Origin of the sequence: Pseudomonas sp. NFACC02 (assembly GCF_900110765.1) — a bacterium.
GTDB lineage: Bacteria > Pseudomonadota > Gammaproteobacteria > Pseudomonadales > Pseudomonadaceae > Aquipseudomonas.
The window spans coordinates 35708-52440 of the sequence record NZ_FOEO01000003.1 but is presented as its reverse complement, the minus strand read 5'-3'; the positions used below and the strand labels follow the sequence as shown (position 1 = coordinate 52440).

14 protein-coding genes are annotated in these 16733 nt (G+C 59.6%); 8 read left to right on the top strand and 6 right to left on the bottom strand.

All coding sequences use genetic code 11. The features are described 5' to 3' along the window. Nucleotides 1–41: 41 nt before the first annotated feature. Nucleotides 42–296, bottom strand: coding sequence for a hypothetical protein (locus BMY73_RS27810; protein ID WP_139214097.1), 255 nt, complete (start codon nt 294–296; stop codon nt 42–44). Between BMY73_RS27810 and tssI the strand changes: the two genes are divergently transcribed. The 3 genes from tssI to BMY73_RS03960 are packed head-to-tail and all read left to right on the top strand — an operon-like array spanning nt 273 to nt 5109. Next, nucleotides 273–3755, top strand: a complete 3483-nt coding sequence (tssI, locus tag BMY73_RS03970) for a type VI secretion system tip protein TssI/VgrG (protein WP_062382125.1) — start codon at nt 273–275, stop codon at nt 3753–3755. The genes BMY73_RS27810 and tssI overlap by 24 nt on opposite strands. Then, the gene (locus BMY73_RS03965) at nt 3748–4401 is read left to right on the top strand and encodes a DUF2931 family protein (protein WP_092405197.1); all 654 of its coding nucleotides are present in this window, start codon (nt 3748–3750) and stop codon (nt 4399–4401) included. Before tssI ends, BMY73_RS03965 begins: the two co-directional genes overlap by 8 nt. A 54-nt stretch (nt 4402–4455) precedes the next feature. Then, entirely contained in the window at nt 4456–5109 is a 654-nt protein-coding gene (locus tag BMY73_RS03960; RefSeq protein ID WP_062382123.1) for a DUF2931 family protein, read from the top strand. A 115-nt stretch (nt 5110–5224) separates the two neighbouring features. On the opposite strand, the gene BMY73_RS03955 is transcribed toward BMY73_RS03960, so the two are convergent. The 4 genes from BMY73_RS03955 to BMY73_RS03940 all read right to left on the bottom strand — a co-directional run bounded on the left by BMY73_RS03955 (nt 5225) and on the right by BMY73_RS03940 (nt 8601). Continuing rightward, a complete protein-coding gene (locus BMY73_RS03955; protein ID WP_062382122.1) occupies nt 5225–5761 on the bottom strand; it encodes a GNAT family N-acetyltransferase in 537 nt (178 codons plus the stop codon). Nucleotides 5762–6050: 289 nt separating this feature from the next. Next, complete coding sequence (locus BMY73_RS03950; protein ID WP_062382121.1) at nt 6051–6488, bottom strand: RidA family protein; 438 nt, start codon at nt 6486–6488, stop codon at nt 6051–6053. Nucleotides 6489–6555: 67 nt separating this feature from the next. Beyond that, nucleotides 6556–7881 (bottom strand): flavin-containing monooxygenase, encoded by a 1326-nt coding sequence (locus BMY73_RS03945; protein ID WP_092405195.1) that lies wholly within the window; start codon nt 7879–7881, stop codon nt 6556–6558. A 117-nt stretch (nt 7882–7998) separates the two neighbouring features. Continuing rightward, nucleotides 7999–8601: a TetR/AcrR family transcriptional regulator gene (locus BMY73_RS03940; RefSeq protein ID WP_062382119.1), complete on the bottom strand. Its 603-nt coding sequence runs from the start codon at nt 8599–8601 to the stop codon at nt 7999–8001. A gap of 185 nt (nt 8602–8786) precedes the next feature. Between BMY73_RS03940 and BMY73_RS03935 the strand changes: the two genes are divergently transcribed. From BMY73_RS03935 to argE, 3 genes are all read left to right on the top strand, one after another. After that, nucleotides 8787–10169 (top strand): aspartate aminotransferase family protein, encoded by a 1383-nt coding sequence (locus BMY73_RS03935; protein ID WP_092405193.1) that lies wholly within the window; start codon nt 8787–8789, stop codon nt 10167–10169. 173 nt (nt 10170–10342) lie between these two features. Next, a complete protein-coding gene (locus BMY73_RS03930) occupies nt 10343–11017 on the top strand; it encodes a DUF1028 domain-containing protein (RefSeq protein ID WP_092405191.1) in 675 nt (224 codons plus the stop codon). A gap of 45 nt (nt 11018–11062) precedes the next feature. Beyond that, entirely contained in the window at nt 11063–12226 is a 1164-nt protein-coding gene (gene argE, locus BMY73_RS03925) for an acetylornithine deacetylase (protein WP_062382116.1), read from the top strand. A 115-nt stretch (nt 12227–12341) separates the two neighbouring features. On the opposite strand, the gene BMY73_RS03920 is transcribed toward argE, so the two are convergent. Continuing rightward, on the bottom strand, nt 12342–13256 hold the full coding sequence (locus tag BMY73_RS03920) for a LysR family transcriptional regulator (protein WP_062382115.1): 915 nt from the start codon (nt 13254–13256) through the stop codon (nt 12342–12344). Nucleotides 13257–13529: 273 nt separating this feature from the next. Here BMY73_RS03920 and BMY73_RS03915 point away from each other — a divergent pair, with 273 nt between their 5' ends. Next, nucleotides 13530–15020, top strand: a complete 1491-nt coding sequence (locus BMY73_RS03915) for an aldehyde dehydrogenase (RefSeq protein WP_092405189.1) — start codon at nt 13530–13532, stop codon at nt 15018–15020. A gap of 29 nt (nt 15021–15049) precedes the next feature. Beyond that, complete coding sequence (locus tag BMY73_RS03910) at nt 15050–16690, top strand: GMC family oxidoreductase (RefSeq protein ID WP_092405187.1); 1641 nt, start codon at nt 15050–15052, stop codon at nt 16688–16690. Nucleotides 16691–16733: the final 43 nt, after the last annotated feature.

Below are 16733 nucleotides of genomic sequence, written 5' to 3'. Positions count from 1 at the left end.
AGGTTGCTCGACAACCTCGCAGCAACGCCCAATGCATTCATCTAAATATCGCTGCTTTTCTTGCCTCCCCGCCCCGGCCAGGAATCGACGTCATTCACTTGGCCGGCGGTTTGCACCGCCTGCGCACAAAAAGAGCAGCCCCATGGCGCGCTGTAGGAAGCTTCTGTTTCTTTATTGCGACTATTCCCGATGTCAGTTTTCGCATTGAGCGCCCACCGCCAAGCCGTCACCATCCTTGAAAACGGAATCGTTTCAAAGGATGAAACCCCTACATGTCGAATGCCAATGAAGTCCATATTTCTCTCACCCTTCAAGGGTTCTCGGAGGACCTTCAGGTACTCAGCTTCATAGGCCGGGAAGCGCTCAGCCAACCGTACACCTTCGACATCGAGCTGGTCAGTACCCGCCCGAACCTGGATATCGAGGCGCTGATGCACACACCCGCCGTCCTGTCCTTCGGCGGCCCCGGCAAAGGCATCATCCACGGCCTCGTCTACCGCATAGCACACCGAGAAGGCGGCAACCGCCTGACCCGTTACAGCATCACCCTTGTTCCCCAACTCGCGTACCTGCGCCACAACCAGGGTCAACGGATCTTTCAGCAGTTGACCGTGCCCGACATCATCGCCCAGGTACTGGAAGCCAAAGGCATCCTGGCCGATGCCTATCGCTTTCAACTGCGCGCGACGTACCCGCCCCGCGAATACTGCGTGCAATACGACGAATCCGACCTGCATTTCATCCAGCGCCTGTGCGAAGAGGAAGGTATTCACTTTCACTTCCTGCACAGCCCGGGCGGCCACACGCTGGTGTTCAGTGACAACCAGGCGATGTTTCGCAAACTCCAGCCCGTGACCTATCGGCAAGACTGCGGCATGGCAGCCGAAACACGGGTGATCAAGCACTTCGACCTGCGCCTGGAAGCCCGTACCACTCGCGTGACTCGGCGCGACTACAACTTCGAACGGCCGAGCCTGCAGCTCGAAGCCGACGCCACGAGCACCTTCACCCCTGACCTGGAAGATTACGATTACCCCGGTCGCTTCACCGACCGCACGCGCGGTAGGCACCTGGCGACCCGCGCTCTGGAGCGTCATCGCAGCGACTACCAACTGGCCGAAGGCGACAGCGACGAACCCACGCTGCTCAGCGGTCACTACCTGCCCCTCGAAGAGCACCCCCGTGCCGAATGGAACGACCTGTGGCTGTTGCTGGAAGTGATCCACGAGGGCAAGCAGCCGCAGGTGCTGGGTGAATACCCCACCCTTGACGTCTTTGACGACGACACCGATTTTCTTCAGGGCTATCGCAACCATTTTCTCGCCATCCCGTGGAACACGCCCTACCGCCCTCCCCTTAACCACCCCAAATCCAGAATCGGCGGCAGCCAGACGGCTGTGGTCACTGGTCCTCCCGGGGAAGAGATTCACTGCGATGAATACGGCCGCGTCAAAGTGCAGTTCTTCTGGGACCGCCAAGGTCAGCGCAACGATCACAGCACCTGCTGGCTGCGTGTCGCCTCCGGCTGGGCCGGGAGTGGCTATGGCGGCATCGCCATCCCCCGTGTCGGCATGGAAGTACTGGTCACCTACCTGGAGGGCGATGCCGACCAACCCCTGATCACCGGTTGCCTGTACCACAAGACCAACGATGTCCCATACGAACTGCCCGCGCACAAGACCCGCAGCACCTTCAAGACCCTCAGTTCACCCGGCGGCAAGGGTTATAACGAACTGCGCATCGAAGACAAAAAAGGCGCCGAACAGATCTACCTCCACGCCCAGCGCGACTGGGAAGAAAACATCGGGCACGACCAGAAGATCCATGTTGGCCACGAACGGCACGACACCGTTGAAGGCTTTGTATTCAGCGAGCGCAAGGCGCAAGAACACCGCATCACTCATCTGGATCGTAAGACCCAGTTAAAGGCCGACGACCACCTGATGGTAGGCGGCAGCCAGCATATACGCGTTGGCACCCGGTATCTGGTCGAATCAGGCAAAGAGATTCACATCTACGCGGGCGACAAGGTGGTGATTGACGCCAGCATGGAACTGACCGCGAAGGCGGGCGGCAGCTTCATCAAACTGGATGCCGGGGGCGTGAAGGTAGACGGTCCCAGGGTGAGGCTGAACGCAGGCGGTGCGCCGGGCGTTGGCTCCGGCATTCAGATTCTCGGCCCGCTGTTACCAGGCATCGCCGCCGCGGCGAGAGCCGGACACCTGCTGAAACCTCCACCGAAAAACACGCTCACCCCCACCCCGACCCCACTGCCTCCGGAAGTCGAAGAGCCGCTTGAAGAAGAGGAAGAAGAAGTTGAAGTGGAAGACATCACCCTGCGGATCGGGGTGTTTTTCGACGGCACAGGCAATAACCGCAGCAATAGCGAGCGTGTCTACGGTTGTTTTGCGCGTGACGTCAATCTGGAAGAGGCCGCTGACGATCTTCGTGCGTTCTGCGCCAGGCATGGCTATGACGGCAACGGGAGCTCGCCGGATAACAGTTATGGGAATGATGTAAGCAATATTGCGAGGTTGCATGATCTTTATATCGACCAGCGAGATGAAGCGCTGCCGATCAATGCTGAGTCGGGCAGCTTGCGCGTATATGTGGAGGGCATTGGTACCAGCAGCGCAGACGAGGACTCAATTTTTTCCCAAGCGACAGGATTGGGCGCGCAAGGTGTTCGAGCCCGAGTGGAAGAAACTCCTGCATTAATCGTCAAAGCCCTCCGGTCGTTTTTGGCAAACAACCCGGGCAAAACTATTGAACGAATTGAATTTGATATTTTTGGGTTCAGCCGCGGAGCCGCAGCTGCACGAGACTTTGCCAATGAAGTAGTCAAGGGTAAGAAAAGCATTTTCGCCAATGCAGTGCCCGCCGGAACTCTCGGATTAGCAGACAGTTTCAGTTGGAAGACACAAGATGAGGTATCCATAAACTTCATTGGCGTCTACGACACCGTTGCGGCCATTTCCAATCCCTTGCTAGCAGACGTCGACGGACACAACGCCTACAACCCTGGAATCAACATCCGTCTAGCGCCCGACGCTGCCAAAAAAATTGTGCATCTGGTCGCCCAGAATGAACGACGCTACAACTTCGCCCTGAACAGCCTCGGCGCCGCCGATATCGTGTTACCCGGCGCCCATTCGGACCTTGGAGGTGGTTACCTCCCCAAAGCAATCGAACGCATTCTCCTCAGCAAACCCCACCGAAGCGAGGTGGATGAACGTGTTCCTTTTACTGAGGCCAACAGTTACAAACTGGCTCAAAACGACTTGCGTCGCCTTCAGCGTCAACTGGCCCGCTATGACCTTGCCCTTGAAATCAGGGCGTGGGAGGTGCCTTTTACCTTCACAGAAGACAGAAAACGCAGAGACATGAAACATGTTTATGCGGCGGTAAGTAGCCAACGCGAGGTTCGCGGTGACCTGTCGTTGATTTACTTCAGGATCATGCGCGAGCTTGCTGTAGAGCATGGAGTGCCTTTTGGTGAAGTCGACGAAACCGAACCACGACTGGCGCTGCCAGCCGAGCTAATCCCCATTTACGAGAAATTGATGCCCTACGCATTGGGGAAAAGCACAACGCTAAGACTGAGCGCGCAGGAAGAACAGCTGCTGTTCCAGAGCTATGTTCATATCTCCGACAATTGGAACGCCGCGAAAAATCGCAATAACAGCGATTTAAACGTGGTTTTTATCAATAGACCCGACAATAATTATATGCGCACGGTACATCCTAATGATTAATCTAATACGCACCGCACTCATGGTGTTTCTACTGGTAGGCTGCACATCGGCCAAAACCCAGTCGATGCCCTACAAATCCTGGCATCTAGGCTTCTCGGCCCCAGCTTATATGGAAGTCTGGATCGAAACGGCTGACGTGATTGATATTCAAGGGCAAGTCTACAGACGCGCCATGAGTGGCGTTGCGGCGTTGCTAACACCGCCAAACAATTCAGGCGATCCCCGAGGCTGGCCCAAACGAGCAGGAATGGGCGGCGGCAAGTATGTTACAGGCGCCGACTTACCAAAAAAGATATACGTCCGTTGGCAATCGCTCGTCGAGCCTCAAACCTACAAAATGGTTATCGATATACCGGAATGGACGCGGGAGGTTATGCGCAAGGAAGAAAGGGTTTTCTGCGCCTTTGACGGCAAGGTGATAACCGATTACCGAGAGGCAATTTCCATAAGGCTGGTTCCTGGAGGTATCGCCAAAGTTTGGGTCACCGGCCCGTGCTTGAATCCCATCGAAGTAACGATGGTCAAAGCCGAAATTGATCCTCGAGGCCCTTATGAAGGAAAGTCTGGCGGCAAACATAGACCTCTCTCGGCATTATCCAAGGCGTATGTAGAAAAATTCGGCGTGCCTTATGAATCTTGGGAGTAAAGGGCCCGATGCATGAATCCACCAGAAGAACTCGTGTGCGGACAGTACACCTCAATGATTAATCTCATGGGCGCGGCGCTTATCGTGTTGGTGCTTACCAGCTGTACATCTGCCAATAGCCGGTCAATGCCTTACAAAGCTTGGCGTTTAGGGTTTTCGGCCCCTGCCTATATGGAAGTCTGGATAGAGACGGCAGACGTCATTGATATTCATGGGCAAGTCTTTCGCCGCGCCATGAGCGGCACCTCTTCAATAATTACGCCTCCCAATAATTCCGGCAATCCCATCGGGTGGCCGAAAAGAGCAGGATGGGGTAAGGGCAAATACGTAACAGGCGCAGACCTACCGAAAAAGATCTACGTCCGTTGGCAATCGCTCGTCGAGCCGCAAACCTACAAAATGGTCATCGATATACCTGAATGGACCCGGGAAATTATGCGCAAGGAAGAACAAGTTTTCTGCGCTTTTGACGGCAAGGTTATAACCGATTTCCGAGAAGCAATTTCCATAAGACTAGTTCCCGGAGGTATCGCCAAAGTTTGGGTAACCGGCCCGTGCCTAAATCCTATCGAAGTGACGACGGTCAAAGCTGAAATTGATCCCAGAGGCCCTTACGAAGGTAAATCCAACGGGAAATACGATTCACTCTCCGACGTATCCAAGGCGTATGTCGAAAAATTCGGCGTGCCTTATGACTCCTGGAAGTAAGTCGCGACGAAGTTGGGACGCTCCTCCGTAGTCGCGGGACTGGCGGCTAAATGCTCTGCGACAAAGGCGCTGCAGTGACACGGATCCAAGCCTCCGGCAGGCAGATGCCAGCGTGCTAGCGCCGCCCCACCGCTGCGTCCTCCCGCCCCAATCGATACACCAGACTCGCCGCCTGCCCCGGCACATCGTCCAGGGTGTCGATACGCAGCATGCCGACTTTTTCCAGGACGCGTATCGACGCTTGGTGGTGAGGTCTGACCACCGCGAAGACTTCCGGCATGTGCAGCTCGGCGAACGCATAGTCGAGCGCCGCCTGACTGAGTTCTGTCGCGAAGCCTTTGCCCCATGCCTGCGTGCCGAACCGGTAACCCAGGTTCAGGCGTTGTACTTGAAGGTATTTACGCGTGTCGATCCCGCCGAAGCCGATGATCTCAGTGGGCGAGTCGCGTGTGCAGATCACCCATTGTCCGTAGCCATGCGCTTCCCAGTGAGCCATCCACCCGTCCAGCAGCCATTGCGCCTGCTCGATGCTGCACAGAGGCCCGGATGGATTGAAGCGGTTGGTCGCCGGATCGCCATAAATGGCGAAGAGGCTGTTGAGGTCGTCAAGGACAGGCGGCCGTAGAACCAGTCGGGTGGTGGTTTTCTGCATGTCGGCGCTGCCTCTTGAGTCAGGTGGAAACGTTACCCACTTCCACCCTGCCCTGTATAGCCCCAACGCCCGCGTGAGGACAGGCTGCCGCCGAACCCGGAAGCAGGCCGAAACTAAACGTATATCGCTCTGTACAGCTTCAGCGTGATACATCCGCCCGTATTTGCGGGCAACCGTGGACACAGATGCGACACTCCCAACAGGTTCATCGCTAGCGATAGTGAACGCTGGTCGCGAAACGATAGGAACGCCCGAGGCACCGCCACGAACTTTCGCATCTCAGCGTGGTTTAAGCCTGTGTCGGCTGCCAGTCGTCCGGGACCACCGCAATCACGTCGATTTCCATCAGCCACTGGGGCTGGCCCAACCCGGAAATCACCAGCCCCGTGGAAATCGGGAACACGCCCTTGAGCCACTTGCCGATCTCCTGATACACCGGTTCGCGATAGCGAGGGTCGATGATGTAGGTCGTGGTCTTAACGATGTGCGACAGGTCGGAACCGGCTTCTTCCAGCAGTTGCTTGACGTTTTTCATGGCCTGTTCGGCTTGCGCGCGCGGGTCGCCAAGGCCAACCAGATTGCCCTCGAAGTCGGTGCCGATCTGGCCACGCACATAGATCGTGTTGCCGGCGCGGACCGCCTGGCACAAATCATTATCCAGCGACTGGTTGGGGTAAGTCTCTTTGGTGTTGAACATGCGAATGCGGGTGTGGGTTGGCTGGGCCATGTAAAACTCCTCGAAAACACAAGACGGGACGTGCCGCCGAACGATGCGACGGCACGGGTATACACGATCAGGCGGTGACGACCGATTGCCCTTGCGTCGGTGTTACCGGCGCCACGGTGGGCGCGGCCTCGCGTTGGGCGGCGTCACGGTATTCCAGGTAGGCGCGCTGGATCGCGATGTGGTCAGCCACGTATTTGGCGTCGTGCCAGACTCCCCAGATGAACGAAGACCCGCGCCGTGACTGCCAGGGCAAACCGAGGAAGTAGAGACCCGACTCGGTGGACACCCCACGCTGATGCAGGGGCTTGCCTTTGGCGTCGAAGGCATCGACTTTCAGCCAGCTGTAATCGTTGGCAAAACCCGTCGCCCAGATGACGGTGGTGATGCCGGCCCTGGCCAGATCGAGCTCAAGAATGGGCGTGCTCACGCATTCAGGGTCAGGAAACACCCGACGCGCTTCGGGCTCAAGCGGCAGGTCCAGGCCATTGCGTTCAATATAGGCGTCCGCGGCGTCCAGCACCGCCAGATAGTTCTCATCGCCGCGCGCCAGGTTCTCGGCAAGGTCCGGTTGAAAGGTCACCACACCATCGTTGAACGCACGCGTCACGCCGACCAGCTTCATGCCGCGCTGCGCCAGTTCACGGAAGTCCACGGTACGGCCACCATGGGCGCCACTGACCGCGATCGTCACGTGCTCGCGACCCGGCTTCATCGCGGCCTGGTCCCATTCGCCGAGCACGCCCAGCCACCAGCAGAAATCCCGATTGCGGTATGCGCGCGGAGGACGATCATGCTGGCCGACCGACAGGTACACCTGCTTGCCGGCGCGCTGGAGTTCATCCGCGATCTGCGTACCGGACGACCCGGCGCCCACGACCAGCACGGCGCCTTCCGGCAGTTGCTGCGGGTTGCGGTACTGGGCGGAGTGAATCTGCGTCAGACGTTCGTCGTTTGGCGCAATGGACGGAATCACCGGGTGTTGAAACGGCCCGGTCGCCACGACCACACGATGGGCCTCGATCACACCGTCGGACGTTTCGACCGTGAACCCAGGCCGACCAAAGTTACGCTCAACCTTGCGCACATCCACGCCGGTCCGAATCGGTGCCTTGATCTTGCGCGCATACGCTTCGAAATAATCGGCGACCCGCTCTTTGGGTGCGAAACCGTCCGGGCTGAGGTCGTCGAACTCCAGGCCCGGAAACCGATCGTGCCAGGCGGGTCCGTTGGCAACCAGTGAATCCCAACGGCCGCTGCGCCAGGCTTCGGCAATGCGGTTGCGCTCAAGGACCAGGTGAGGGATTCCGAGCTTGCTCAGGTGCTCGCTCATGGCCACGCCGGCTTGACCGGCACCGACCACAAGCGTATCGATTTCTGTATTTCCAGCTGTCATACCTGTGTCCTTCACGAAGGCGGGTGTGAGCGCATTCTGTGCAGGATCAGGGGATAGCGAAATTATGATTTTTGTCGTCGCAAAGCAGGAAAAAGCTAGGCCTGTGAATGGCGCTGCCTAGCTCAACATCCCGTGGCACATCAGGCTCAGGACGCTGCGCATGTGGGCGGCGTGGGCCTCGCGATCCGGCACGGCTTCGGTGGCCAGGCGGATAAACGCCAGGTTGGCGTACTGATTGAACACCGTGGCGGCCACCTCGATATCGACCGAGTCGCGCACTTTGCCCAGCGTCTGAAAATGTTTGAGCAGCGCCTTGGCCTCTTCAACCACCGCCGCATTCCACGGATGGAACGCCTGCGCCAGTTCGCCGGTAAACAGAAACGGCGCCAGCTCCCGCCATAACGAAGCAGGCATGGCACGCAACTGGTAACGGGTCATCAACCCTTCGAGCTCACACAATGCGTCGAGCGGATCGGTGTTTTCGTCCAGGTTGGCCCGCGCCTCGCGCATCGCCTGTTCGTCCGGCGCCTTGAGCAGCGCGAGCAGAATCTCCTGCTTGCCACCAAAGTAATTCACCACGGTCGGCGCAGAAACGCCGGCCTCGTTGGCGATGTGTTCCAGCGTGGTCGCGCCGAAACCATTGGCTTTGAACAACGTCAAGGCAGCGTCCGCGATCAGCTGTCGGCGTTGTTCTTTCTGCCGTTCTCTAAGCCCAGTCATGTTGCTCCTGAGGTGGGTGAGCGATGCCGTTCAGATTACGGGCATATGTTTTTCCCAACAAATATTTTCTTTACAAAAATATTTTTCAATGACAAAACTTATGACCAACGAAGCCGGCATCCCACCCCCACGCACTGCAAAACGTGATCGCAGATGTCGGGCGCCATCGACCCTGGAGACGCGTCATGTCCATCAACCTCGATACATCCCGCACCACGAGTGACTATCAGGCCTCGGATGCCGCCCATCACATTCACGCCTTCGTTGACCAGAAAGCGCTTAACGAGGAAGGCCCGCGGGTGATGGTCAGAGGCGACCGGCTGACGCTGTGGGACAACGACGGCAAGCGGTATCTGGATGGCATGTCCGGCCTGTGGTGCACCAACCTCGGTTACGGGCGCAAAGACCTGGCGGCCGCCGCCAGCGCCCAACTGGAGCAACTGCCCTACTACAACATGTTCTTTCACACGACCCACCCGGCGGTAATCGAGCTGTCCGAGTTGCTGTTCAGCCTGCTGCCGCCCCACTACAGCCACGCGATCTACACCAACTCCGGCTCCGAAGCCAATGAGGTACTGATCCGCACCGTGCGCAGGTTCTGGCAGGTTATGGGCAAGCCCGAGAAGAAAGTCATGATCGGGCGCTGGAACGGTTATCACGGTTCTACCCTGGCGGCGACCGCGCTGGGCGGCATGAAATTCATGCACGAAATGGGCGGCACGATTCCGGATGTCGCACACATCGACGAGCCCTACTGGTTTGCCCATGAAGGCGATCTGAGCCCCGAAGCCTTCGGCCTGCGTGCCGCTCGCCAGTTGGAAGAGAAGATTCTCGAACTGGGCGCGGAGAACGTTGCGGCGTTCGTTGCCGAACCCTTCCAGGGTGCGGGCGGGATGATCATTCCACCCTCGACCTACTGGCCGGAAATTCAGCGTATTTGCCGCAAGCACGACGTGCTGCTGTGTGCCGACGAGGTGATCGGCGGATTCGGTCGCACCGGCGAATGGTTCGCGCATCAAGCGTTCGGTTTCGAGCCCGACACACTGTCGATCGCCAAGGGCCTGACCTCGGGCTACATCCCCATGGGCGGCTTGATCCTGTCCCGGCGCATGGCCGAAGCGCTGGTGGAAAAAGGCGGTGTATTCGCCCATGGCCTGACCTACTCCGGGCACCCGGTCGCCGCCGCCGTGGCAATTGCCAACCTCAAGGCACTGCGCGACGAAGGCGTGGTCACTCAGGTGAAGAGCGACACCGGCCCTTACCTGCAGAACTGCCTGCGCGAAGTCTTCGGCAACCACCCTTTGGTGGGCGAAGTACAAGGCGTCGGTCTGGTCGCCGCGCTGCAGTTCGCAGAAGACAAAGCCACGCGCAAACGCTTCGCTAACGAGAACGACATCGCCTGGCGCTGCCGCACCCTGGGTTTCGAAGAAGGCGTCATCATTCGTTCCACGCTGGGGCGCATGATCATGGCGCCCGCGCTGGTCGCCACCCGCACGGAGCTGGACGAACTGGTGGACAAGACCCGCATCGCGGTGGATCGCACCGCGCGCGAGTACGGCCGACTGTAAAACACGGTGAGGCACTGGCACGTTTTTTCGTAATCAGGCTCCACAAAAAACCTCGTTTCGCCAACCGCAACGCATGGACAGAATGCAGTCATGTCCCATCCACGCCCGGGCAGCGTCAAGCACGCTCGCCCGGCGCCGGATGGCGGGTCAGGACGGAACAGGACGAACACACCATGACGTTTTCAATCGTTGGCCGTTGCGCCGAAACCGGACAACTGGGCATCGCCATCAGCTCATCCAGCATTGCGGTGGGCGCGCGCTGCCCCTGGTTGCGTCCCGGCGTCGGCGCGGTCGCCACACAGAACATCACTCTTCCCGCCCTGGGTCCGCACGTACTCGATCAACTGGAGCAAGGCCTGTCCCCTGCCGAGGCGCTGGACAAGGCCTTGACCAGCAACGGCTATAGCCAGTTTCGGCAGTTGACCGCCATCGACCACCTCGGCCGGACCGCCCATTTCAGCGGCAGTCAAACCCTTGGCACGCACAATGCGCTGGCGGGTGAACAGTGTGTGGGCGCCGGCAACATGCTGGCCGATCGTGCCGTCATCGAAACACTGGTGCAGACCTTCGAAAACAGCGGCGGTCAACTCGCAGACCGGTTGATCGCGGCCATGCAGGCGGCAGTCGCGGCCGGCGGGGAAGCGGGTCCTGTGCACTCCGCCGCGTTGGTGGTGGTCGGTGAGCTGACCTGGCCTATCGTCGACCTGCGCGTGGATTGGGCCGATGAAGACCCGATCGGTCAACTCGCACAACTGTGGACCGACTATCGCCCTCAGTTGCAGGACTACATCACCCGCGCCCTCGACCCGACCAAAGCGCCGAGCTATGGCGTTCCCGGTGACGAATGAAACGGCGATCCCTTACGCGCCTCTGAACCCAGCAAGGATCAAGGTATGAGCAAAAGCCGGGAACTGTTGGCCGCACTGGTCGGGTTCGACACCACCAGTCGTGAATCGAACCTGCAACTGATCGAGTTCGTTCGCGACTACCTGGCACAACTCAACGTGCCGTGCGAACTGATCTACAACGCCGAGCGCAGCAAGGCCAACCTCTTCGCCACCCTCGGCCCGGCGGATCGTCCGGGCATTGTGCTGTCCGGCCACACCGACGTGGTGCCGGTAGACGGTCAGCCGTGGACCGTGCCGCCCTTCGAGCTGAGCGAACACGACGGTAAGCTGTTCGGGCGCGGCACGGCTGACATGAAAGGCTATATCGCCTGCGTACTGGCGGCGGTACCGGACCTGCTGGCGGCGCCCTTGAGGATGCCAGTGCACATCGCCCTGTCCTATGACGAGGAAGTCGGCTGCCTCGGCGTGCGCTCACTGTTGGCGGAACTTGAACAACGGCCGGTCAAACCGCTGCTGTGCATCATCGGCGAACCCACCGAACTCAAGCCGGTGTTGGGTCACAAGGGCAAGCTGGCCATGCGCTGCGATGTCCACGGCGCGGCCTGCCACTCGGCGTATGCGCCGCAGGGGGTGAACGCCATCGAGTTTGCCGCCGAACTCATCGGCGAATTGGGGCGCATCGGGACGACGCTGCGCGCAGTCGACCTGCACGATCCACGCTTCGACCCACCCTTCACCACGGTACAGACCGGTGTGATCACAGGCGGCAAGGCGCTGAACATCGTACCGGCCGACTGCCGCTTCGATTTCGAAGTGCGCGCCTTGCCTGCCCAGGACCCGCTTGAAGTCGCTCAGCAATTGCAGCAGTACGCGAAAGACCAGGTGCTGCCGCGCATGCAGGCGGTCAATCCGGACAGCGATATCAGCTTTTCCGAGCTCTCAGCCTATCCGGGTCTGGTGACCGATGAGAAAAGCCAGGCAGCACAGCTGATTGCGCAGTTCTGTGGCTCGGAGGCATTCACCACCGTGGCGTTCGGGACCGAAGGTGGCTTGTTCGATGCCATCGGCATTCCCACCGTGGTGTGTGGGCCGGGCAGCATGGATCAGGGGCACAAGCCGGATGAGTTTGTGAGCGTGGCGCAGCTGGAAGCGTGTGACGCGATGTTGCGGCGGATGATGGAAGCGTTGCGAGAAATGCCAGACCTGTAGGAGCCGGCTTGCTGGCGAATGCGTGGGGTCAGCCCGTGTGAGGCATCTGACACTACGCTTTTCGCCAGCAAGCCGGCTTCCACAGCTTTGCGTGAAGCTTCGAGCCGACAGAGCATCAGTCTGCGATCTTCGGCGCCAGTTCTTCCCGACAATGATCCACGAATAACTGCGCCGGTTTGGTCAACTGCGAACGACGCAGCCAGGCCGCGGACAGCCCTGAGCCCGTCACGTGCTCGGCCAACGGCACGCACACCAGCTTCTGCCCGTCGTAGGTGTATTCGGATTTAGGGCGTGTCACCAGAATCGAAAAGCCGAACCCACGACCGACCATGCCCCGGACCATCTCGATCGATGGTGAGCTGAACTGAATGTGCGGGGTCAATCCCCGCTCTTCGAAAATGCTCACGAAATAGGTCCGGCTCGGCTGCACATCCAGCAATACCATGGGTTCCAGCACCAGATCGTTCAGCGAAACCTTGGCCTGGCTGGCAAAGCGATGTCCCTCGGGCAACAGCGCATAAGGTTGTTGCGGCGCCATCAGCGGCACGGTGTCGATGGTGCTGTCCAGATCGTGCTCATACAGAATCGCCAGATCGATACTGCCCGAGGTCAGGGCCTGCACCAGCTCCTGCTGCTCGCCATCGCGGATGCGAATTTCCACGCCCGGCCAGCGATCACGAAACCCCGCGATCAAGCGCGGCAGGTACAACGGCGCTACGGTTTCGAAACAGCCAATGTCGATCTGCCCGGCGACCACGTCGTTGTCCGCGAGCGCGTTCTGCTCGAATTCGTGCGCCACGCGCAGCAACTCCTGCGCTTTGCGATAGAAGCGCGCGCCGCTGGGCGTCAACGACACGCCTTGCGCGTGATGCCGAATAAACAGCTGCACGGCAAAACTTTCTTCAAGGTTTTTGATCGCGGTAGAGACCGAAGGCTGTGCAATGTAGAGCTTGCGCGACGCTTCGGCGACACTGCCGCACTCCACCGTGGTGACGAAATATTTGAGTTGTCGCAGGTTGTACGCGGCCATTGCTACCTCGAAATCGGTGAACCGTCAGACCAGAGCTTGCGCGGTATTCTGTGGTGTTCCCAACACATGATAAACAAGCAATTTGCTGTCCAGTGACGCTAAAAAAACTGACCTCAAAACAGTGCGTGCACGCACCGTAAAAGTGCGTTATTGCCGAGTTTTTTTATCGGCAGCGAACACATTTTTACTCATTTCCTGACCTCACCACATCGCCCACTATCGGCACCATCGATCGTGAGCACGGCCCGCAGAGGCCATTGAGGAGTGTGTGCAGTGACGGACTTTAAACACTGGCAACAGCGTGCCGAGCATCAGCGATTCATCGACAAGGCCCTGATCGCAGGCAGCCCTCATCAGGCCCGCACGGGCGAAACCTTCACCGTCGTCAATCCCGCCACCAACGCGGTGTTGGCCAACGTCGCAGCCTGCTCGGATGCGGAGGTCGACCAGGCCGTCCGTGTTGCCCGTCAAAGCTTTGCAAGCGGGCCTTGGCCACATATGCAGCCCAAGGAGCGCAAGGCGGTCCTGTTGCGTTTGTCCGAACTGATCCTGGCTCACCGCGAAGAACTGGCCTTGCTTGACTCGCTGAGCATGGGCAAGCCGGTGATGGACGCTTACGGCATCGATGTCCCCGGCGCCGCGCATGTGTTCGCCTGGTACGCCGAGAGCCTGGACAAGCTGTATGACCAGGTCGCCCCCACCGGCCCCGGCATGCTGGCGACCATCACGCGGGTACCGTTGGGCGTCATCGCCGCCGTCGTACCCTGGAACTTCCCGCTGGACATGGCCGCCTGGAAGCTCGCACCCGCCCTCGCCGCCGGTAACAGCGTGATCCTCAAACCCGCCGAACAGTCACCGTTTTCGGCGTTGCGTCTGGCCGAACTGGCGCTGGAGGCCGGTGTTCCCGAGGGTGTTTTCAACGTGGTCACAGGCCTCGGTGAGCAGGCCGGTCGCGCCCTGGGGCTGCATCCAGACGTCGATGCGCTGGCGTTTACGGGGTCGACGCAAGTCGGCAAATACTTCATGCAGTACGCGGCGCAGTCCAACCTCAAGCAGGTGTGGCTGGAGTGCGGCGGAAAGAGCCCGAACCTGGTGTTCGCCGACTGCCAGGACCTCGACCTGGCCGCTGAGAAAGCCGCTTTCGGCATCTTCTTCAATCAGGGCGAAGTGTGCTCGGCCAACTCACGGTTGCTGGTGCAGCGGTCAATTCATGATGAGTTCGTGGAGCGCCTCGTCGAGCAGGCACGGCACTGGCAGCCCGGCGACCCGCTGAACCCTGCCAGCCGGGCGGGCGCGATTGTAGACGCGACGCAGACCGCGCGGGTGATGGAATACATCTCGGAGGCCAGTGCCAGCGGGGCACGGCTGGTCGCAGGCGGCAACCAAGTGGTGATCAATGGCTCGAACAATTTCATTCAGCCCACGTTGTTCACTCACGTGAGCCCGGACATGCGTTTATCACGCGAGGAGGTGTTCGGCCCGGTGCTTGCGATCACCCCGTTCGACACCGAGGATGAGGCGGTGCAGATGGCCAATAACTCTGTGTACGGATTGGCCGCGTCCGTGTGGAGCGATGACCTCCATCGCGCGCACCGCGTCGCCGGTCGCTTGAACGCTGGCACTGTTTCGGTCAATACCGTGGATGCTCTGGACGTGACCGTTCCGTTCGGCGGTGGCAAACAGTCCGGGTTCGGACGCGACCTGTCACTGCACTCATTCGACAAATACACCCAGCTGAAAACCACCTGGTTTCAGTTGCGCTGAGTCTCGGTGAGCGCCCTCGGGAGAACCCCATGAAAACCGATTACGACTACATCATCGTTGGCGCCGGTTCGTCTGGCAGCGTGCTGGCGAATCGTCTGAGCGCCAACCCTGCCGTGAGTGTGTGTTTGATCGAAGCGGGGAGCCACGACAACAGCCTGCGCATCCAGACGCCCGCCGGGACCATCACGCTGTACAAGAGCAAAAAGTACAGCTGGAATTTCTTTTCCGCGCCGCAGAAAAACCTCAACGGTCGCAGCCTGCATACACCACGCGGCAAAGCACTGGGCGGCTCAAGCTCGATGAACAGCATGATCTACATCCGCGGTCACGCCAGCGATTATGATCGCTGGGCGCAGGCCGGCTGCCCCGGTTGGGACTGGAACAGCGTGCTGCCTTACTTCAAGAAATCCGAGAACAACCGGCTGGGCCAGGACCCACGTCTGCATGGCACGACCGGCGAGTTGAACGTGGAAGCTGCGCGTGATCCCAACCCGGTGTCACAGCTGTTCGTCAGGGCCGCGCAAAACGCGGGCATTCGCCGCAACGACGATTTCAATGGCGATCAACTGGAAGGCTGCGGCATCTACAACCTCACGCAGAAAGACGCCAGACGCCTGTCGAGTTACCGCGCGTTTGTCGCACCGGTGCTCGCCCGTCCAAACCTGACCGTAATCACCGACTGCTCGGTGCAGTCACTGGTGATTGAGGGACGAGTGACCCAAGGCGTGCGGGTCGAATCCGAGGGTCAGCAAACCACCCTGACGGCTCGTCGCGAGGTGATTCTGTCTGCGGGTTCGCTGGGCAGTCCGGGCTTACTGCTGGCGTCCGGCATCGGGCCGGCGAACGACCTGACGAACGCAGGCATCAAGGTCGAACATGACCTTCCCGGCGTCGGCAAGAACCTGCAAGATCACCTCGACGGGTTGATCACCGTGCGCTCGAAAAGCCGGTTGACCCTGGGCTTTTCACTGGGATCGCTGCCGAGCATCCTGACCTCGCCGCTGCGTTATCTGTTCGGCAAAAAAGGCTGGCTGACCACCAACTACGTCGAGGCCGGTGGCTTTGCCCGTACACCGCTGGCTGAGTCGCTGCCCGATGTGCAGTTTCACTTTGTCCCGGGTTACCGCAGCCATCGCGGCCGGCTGTTCGAATGGGGCCATGGCTACGCGGTGCACACCTGCGTGCTGCGCCCGAAAAGCATTGGCGAAATACGCCTGGGTCGCGACGGCAAACCCGTGATCGATTTCAATTTCCTCGCCGATCCGGAAGACGCCAGGGTGCTGATCGAAGGCTTGAAGCTGGCACGCAAGATCCTCGCCGATCAGCAGTTCGATGGCATTCGCGGCACCGAGATGCTTCCCGGCAAGCAGGTGCAGACCGACGAACAACTGATGACCTACGTGCGCGACTACGCCGCAACCGTGTTCCACCCGGTCGGCACGTGCAAGATGGGCATCGATCCGATGAGCGTCGTAGGGCCGGACCTGAAAGTGCATGGGATACAAGGCTTGCGAGTGGTCGACGCCTCGATCATGCCGACACTGATCAGCGGCAACACCAACGCGCCGTGCATCATGATCGGGGAAAAGGCGGCGGATATGATCCTCAACAACAGTACACAGCCCTGTGGGATCGTGGGGCACGACACCGCCTCTGTTCAGCGGGCGTAGCAGTTGTGGCATCGTTCCAACGCTCTGCGTGGGAATGCCTTCC

Bases quoted from the DNA above. Each gene is read 5' to 3' on its own strand.
- tssI (WP_062382125.1), top strand. From the start codon at position 273: ATGTCGAATGCCAATGAAGTCCATATTTCTCTCACCCTTCAAGGGTTC.
- BMY73_RS27810 (WP_139214097.1), bottom strand. From the start codon at position 296: ATGGACTTCATTGGCATTCGACATGTAGGGGTTTCATCCTTTGAAACG.
- BMY73_RS03965 (WP_092405197.1), top strand. From the start codon at position 3,748: ATGATTAATCTAATACGCACCGCACTCATGGTGTTTCTACTGGTAGGC.
- BMY73_RS03960 (WP_062382123.1), top strand. From the start codon at position 4,456: ATGATTAATCTCATGGGCGCGGCGCTTATCGTGTTGGTGCTTACCAGC.
- BMY73_RS03955 (WP_062382122.1), bottom strand. From the start codon at position 5,761: ATGCAGAAAACCACCACCCGACTGGTTCTACGGCCGCCTGTCCTTGAC.
- BMY73_RS03950 (WP_062382121.1), bottom strand. From the start codon at position 6,488: ATGGCCCAGCCAACCCACACCCGCATTCGCATGTTCAACACCAAAGAG.
- BMY73_RS03945 (WP_092405195.1), bottom strand. From the start codon at position 7,881: ATGACAGCTGGAAATACAGAAATCGATACGCTTGTGGTCGGTGCCGGT.
- BMY73_RS03940 (WP_062382119.1), bottom strand. From the start codon at position 8,601: ATGACTGGGCTTAGAGAACGGCAGAAAGAACAACGCCGACAGCTGATC.
- BMY73_RS03935 (WP_092405193.1), top strand. From the start codon at position 8,787: ATGTCCATCAACCTCGATACATCCCGCACCACGAGTGACTATCAGGCC.
- BMY73_RS03930 (WP_092405191.1), top strand. From the start codon at position 10,343: ATGACGTTTTCAATCGTTGGCCGTTGCGCCGAAACCGGACAACTGGGC.
- argE (WP_062382116.1), top strand. From the start codon at position 11,063: ATGAGCAAAAGCCGGGAACTGTTGGCCGCACTGGTCGGGTTCGACACC.
- BMY73_RS03920 (WP_062382115.1), bottom strand. From the start codon at position 13,256: ATGGCCGCGTACAACCTGCGACAACTCAAATATTTCGTCACCACGGTG.
- BMY73_RS03910 (WP_092405187.1), top strand. From the start codon at position 15,050: ATGAAAACCGATTACGACTACATCATCGTTGGCGCCGGTTCGTCTGGC.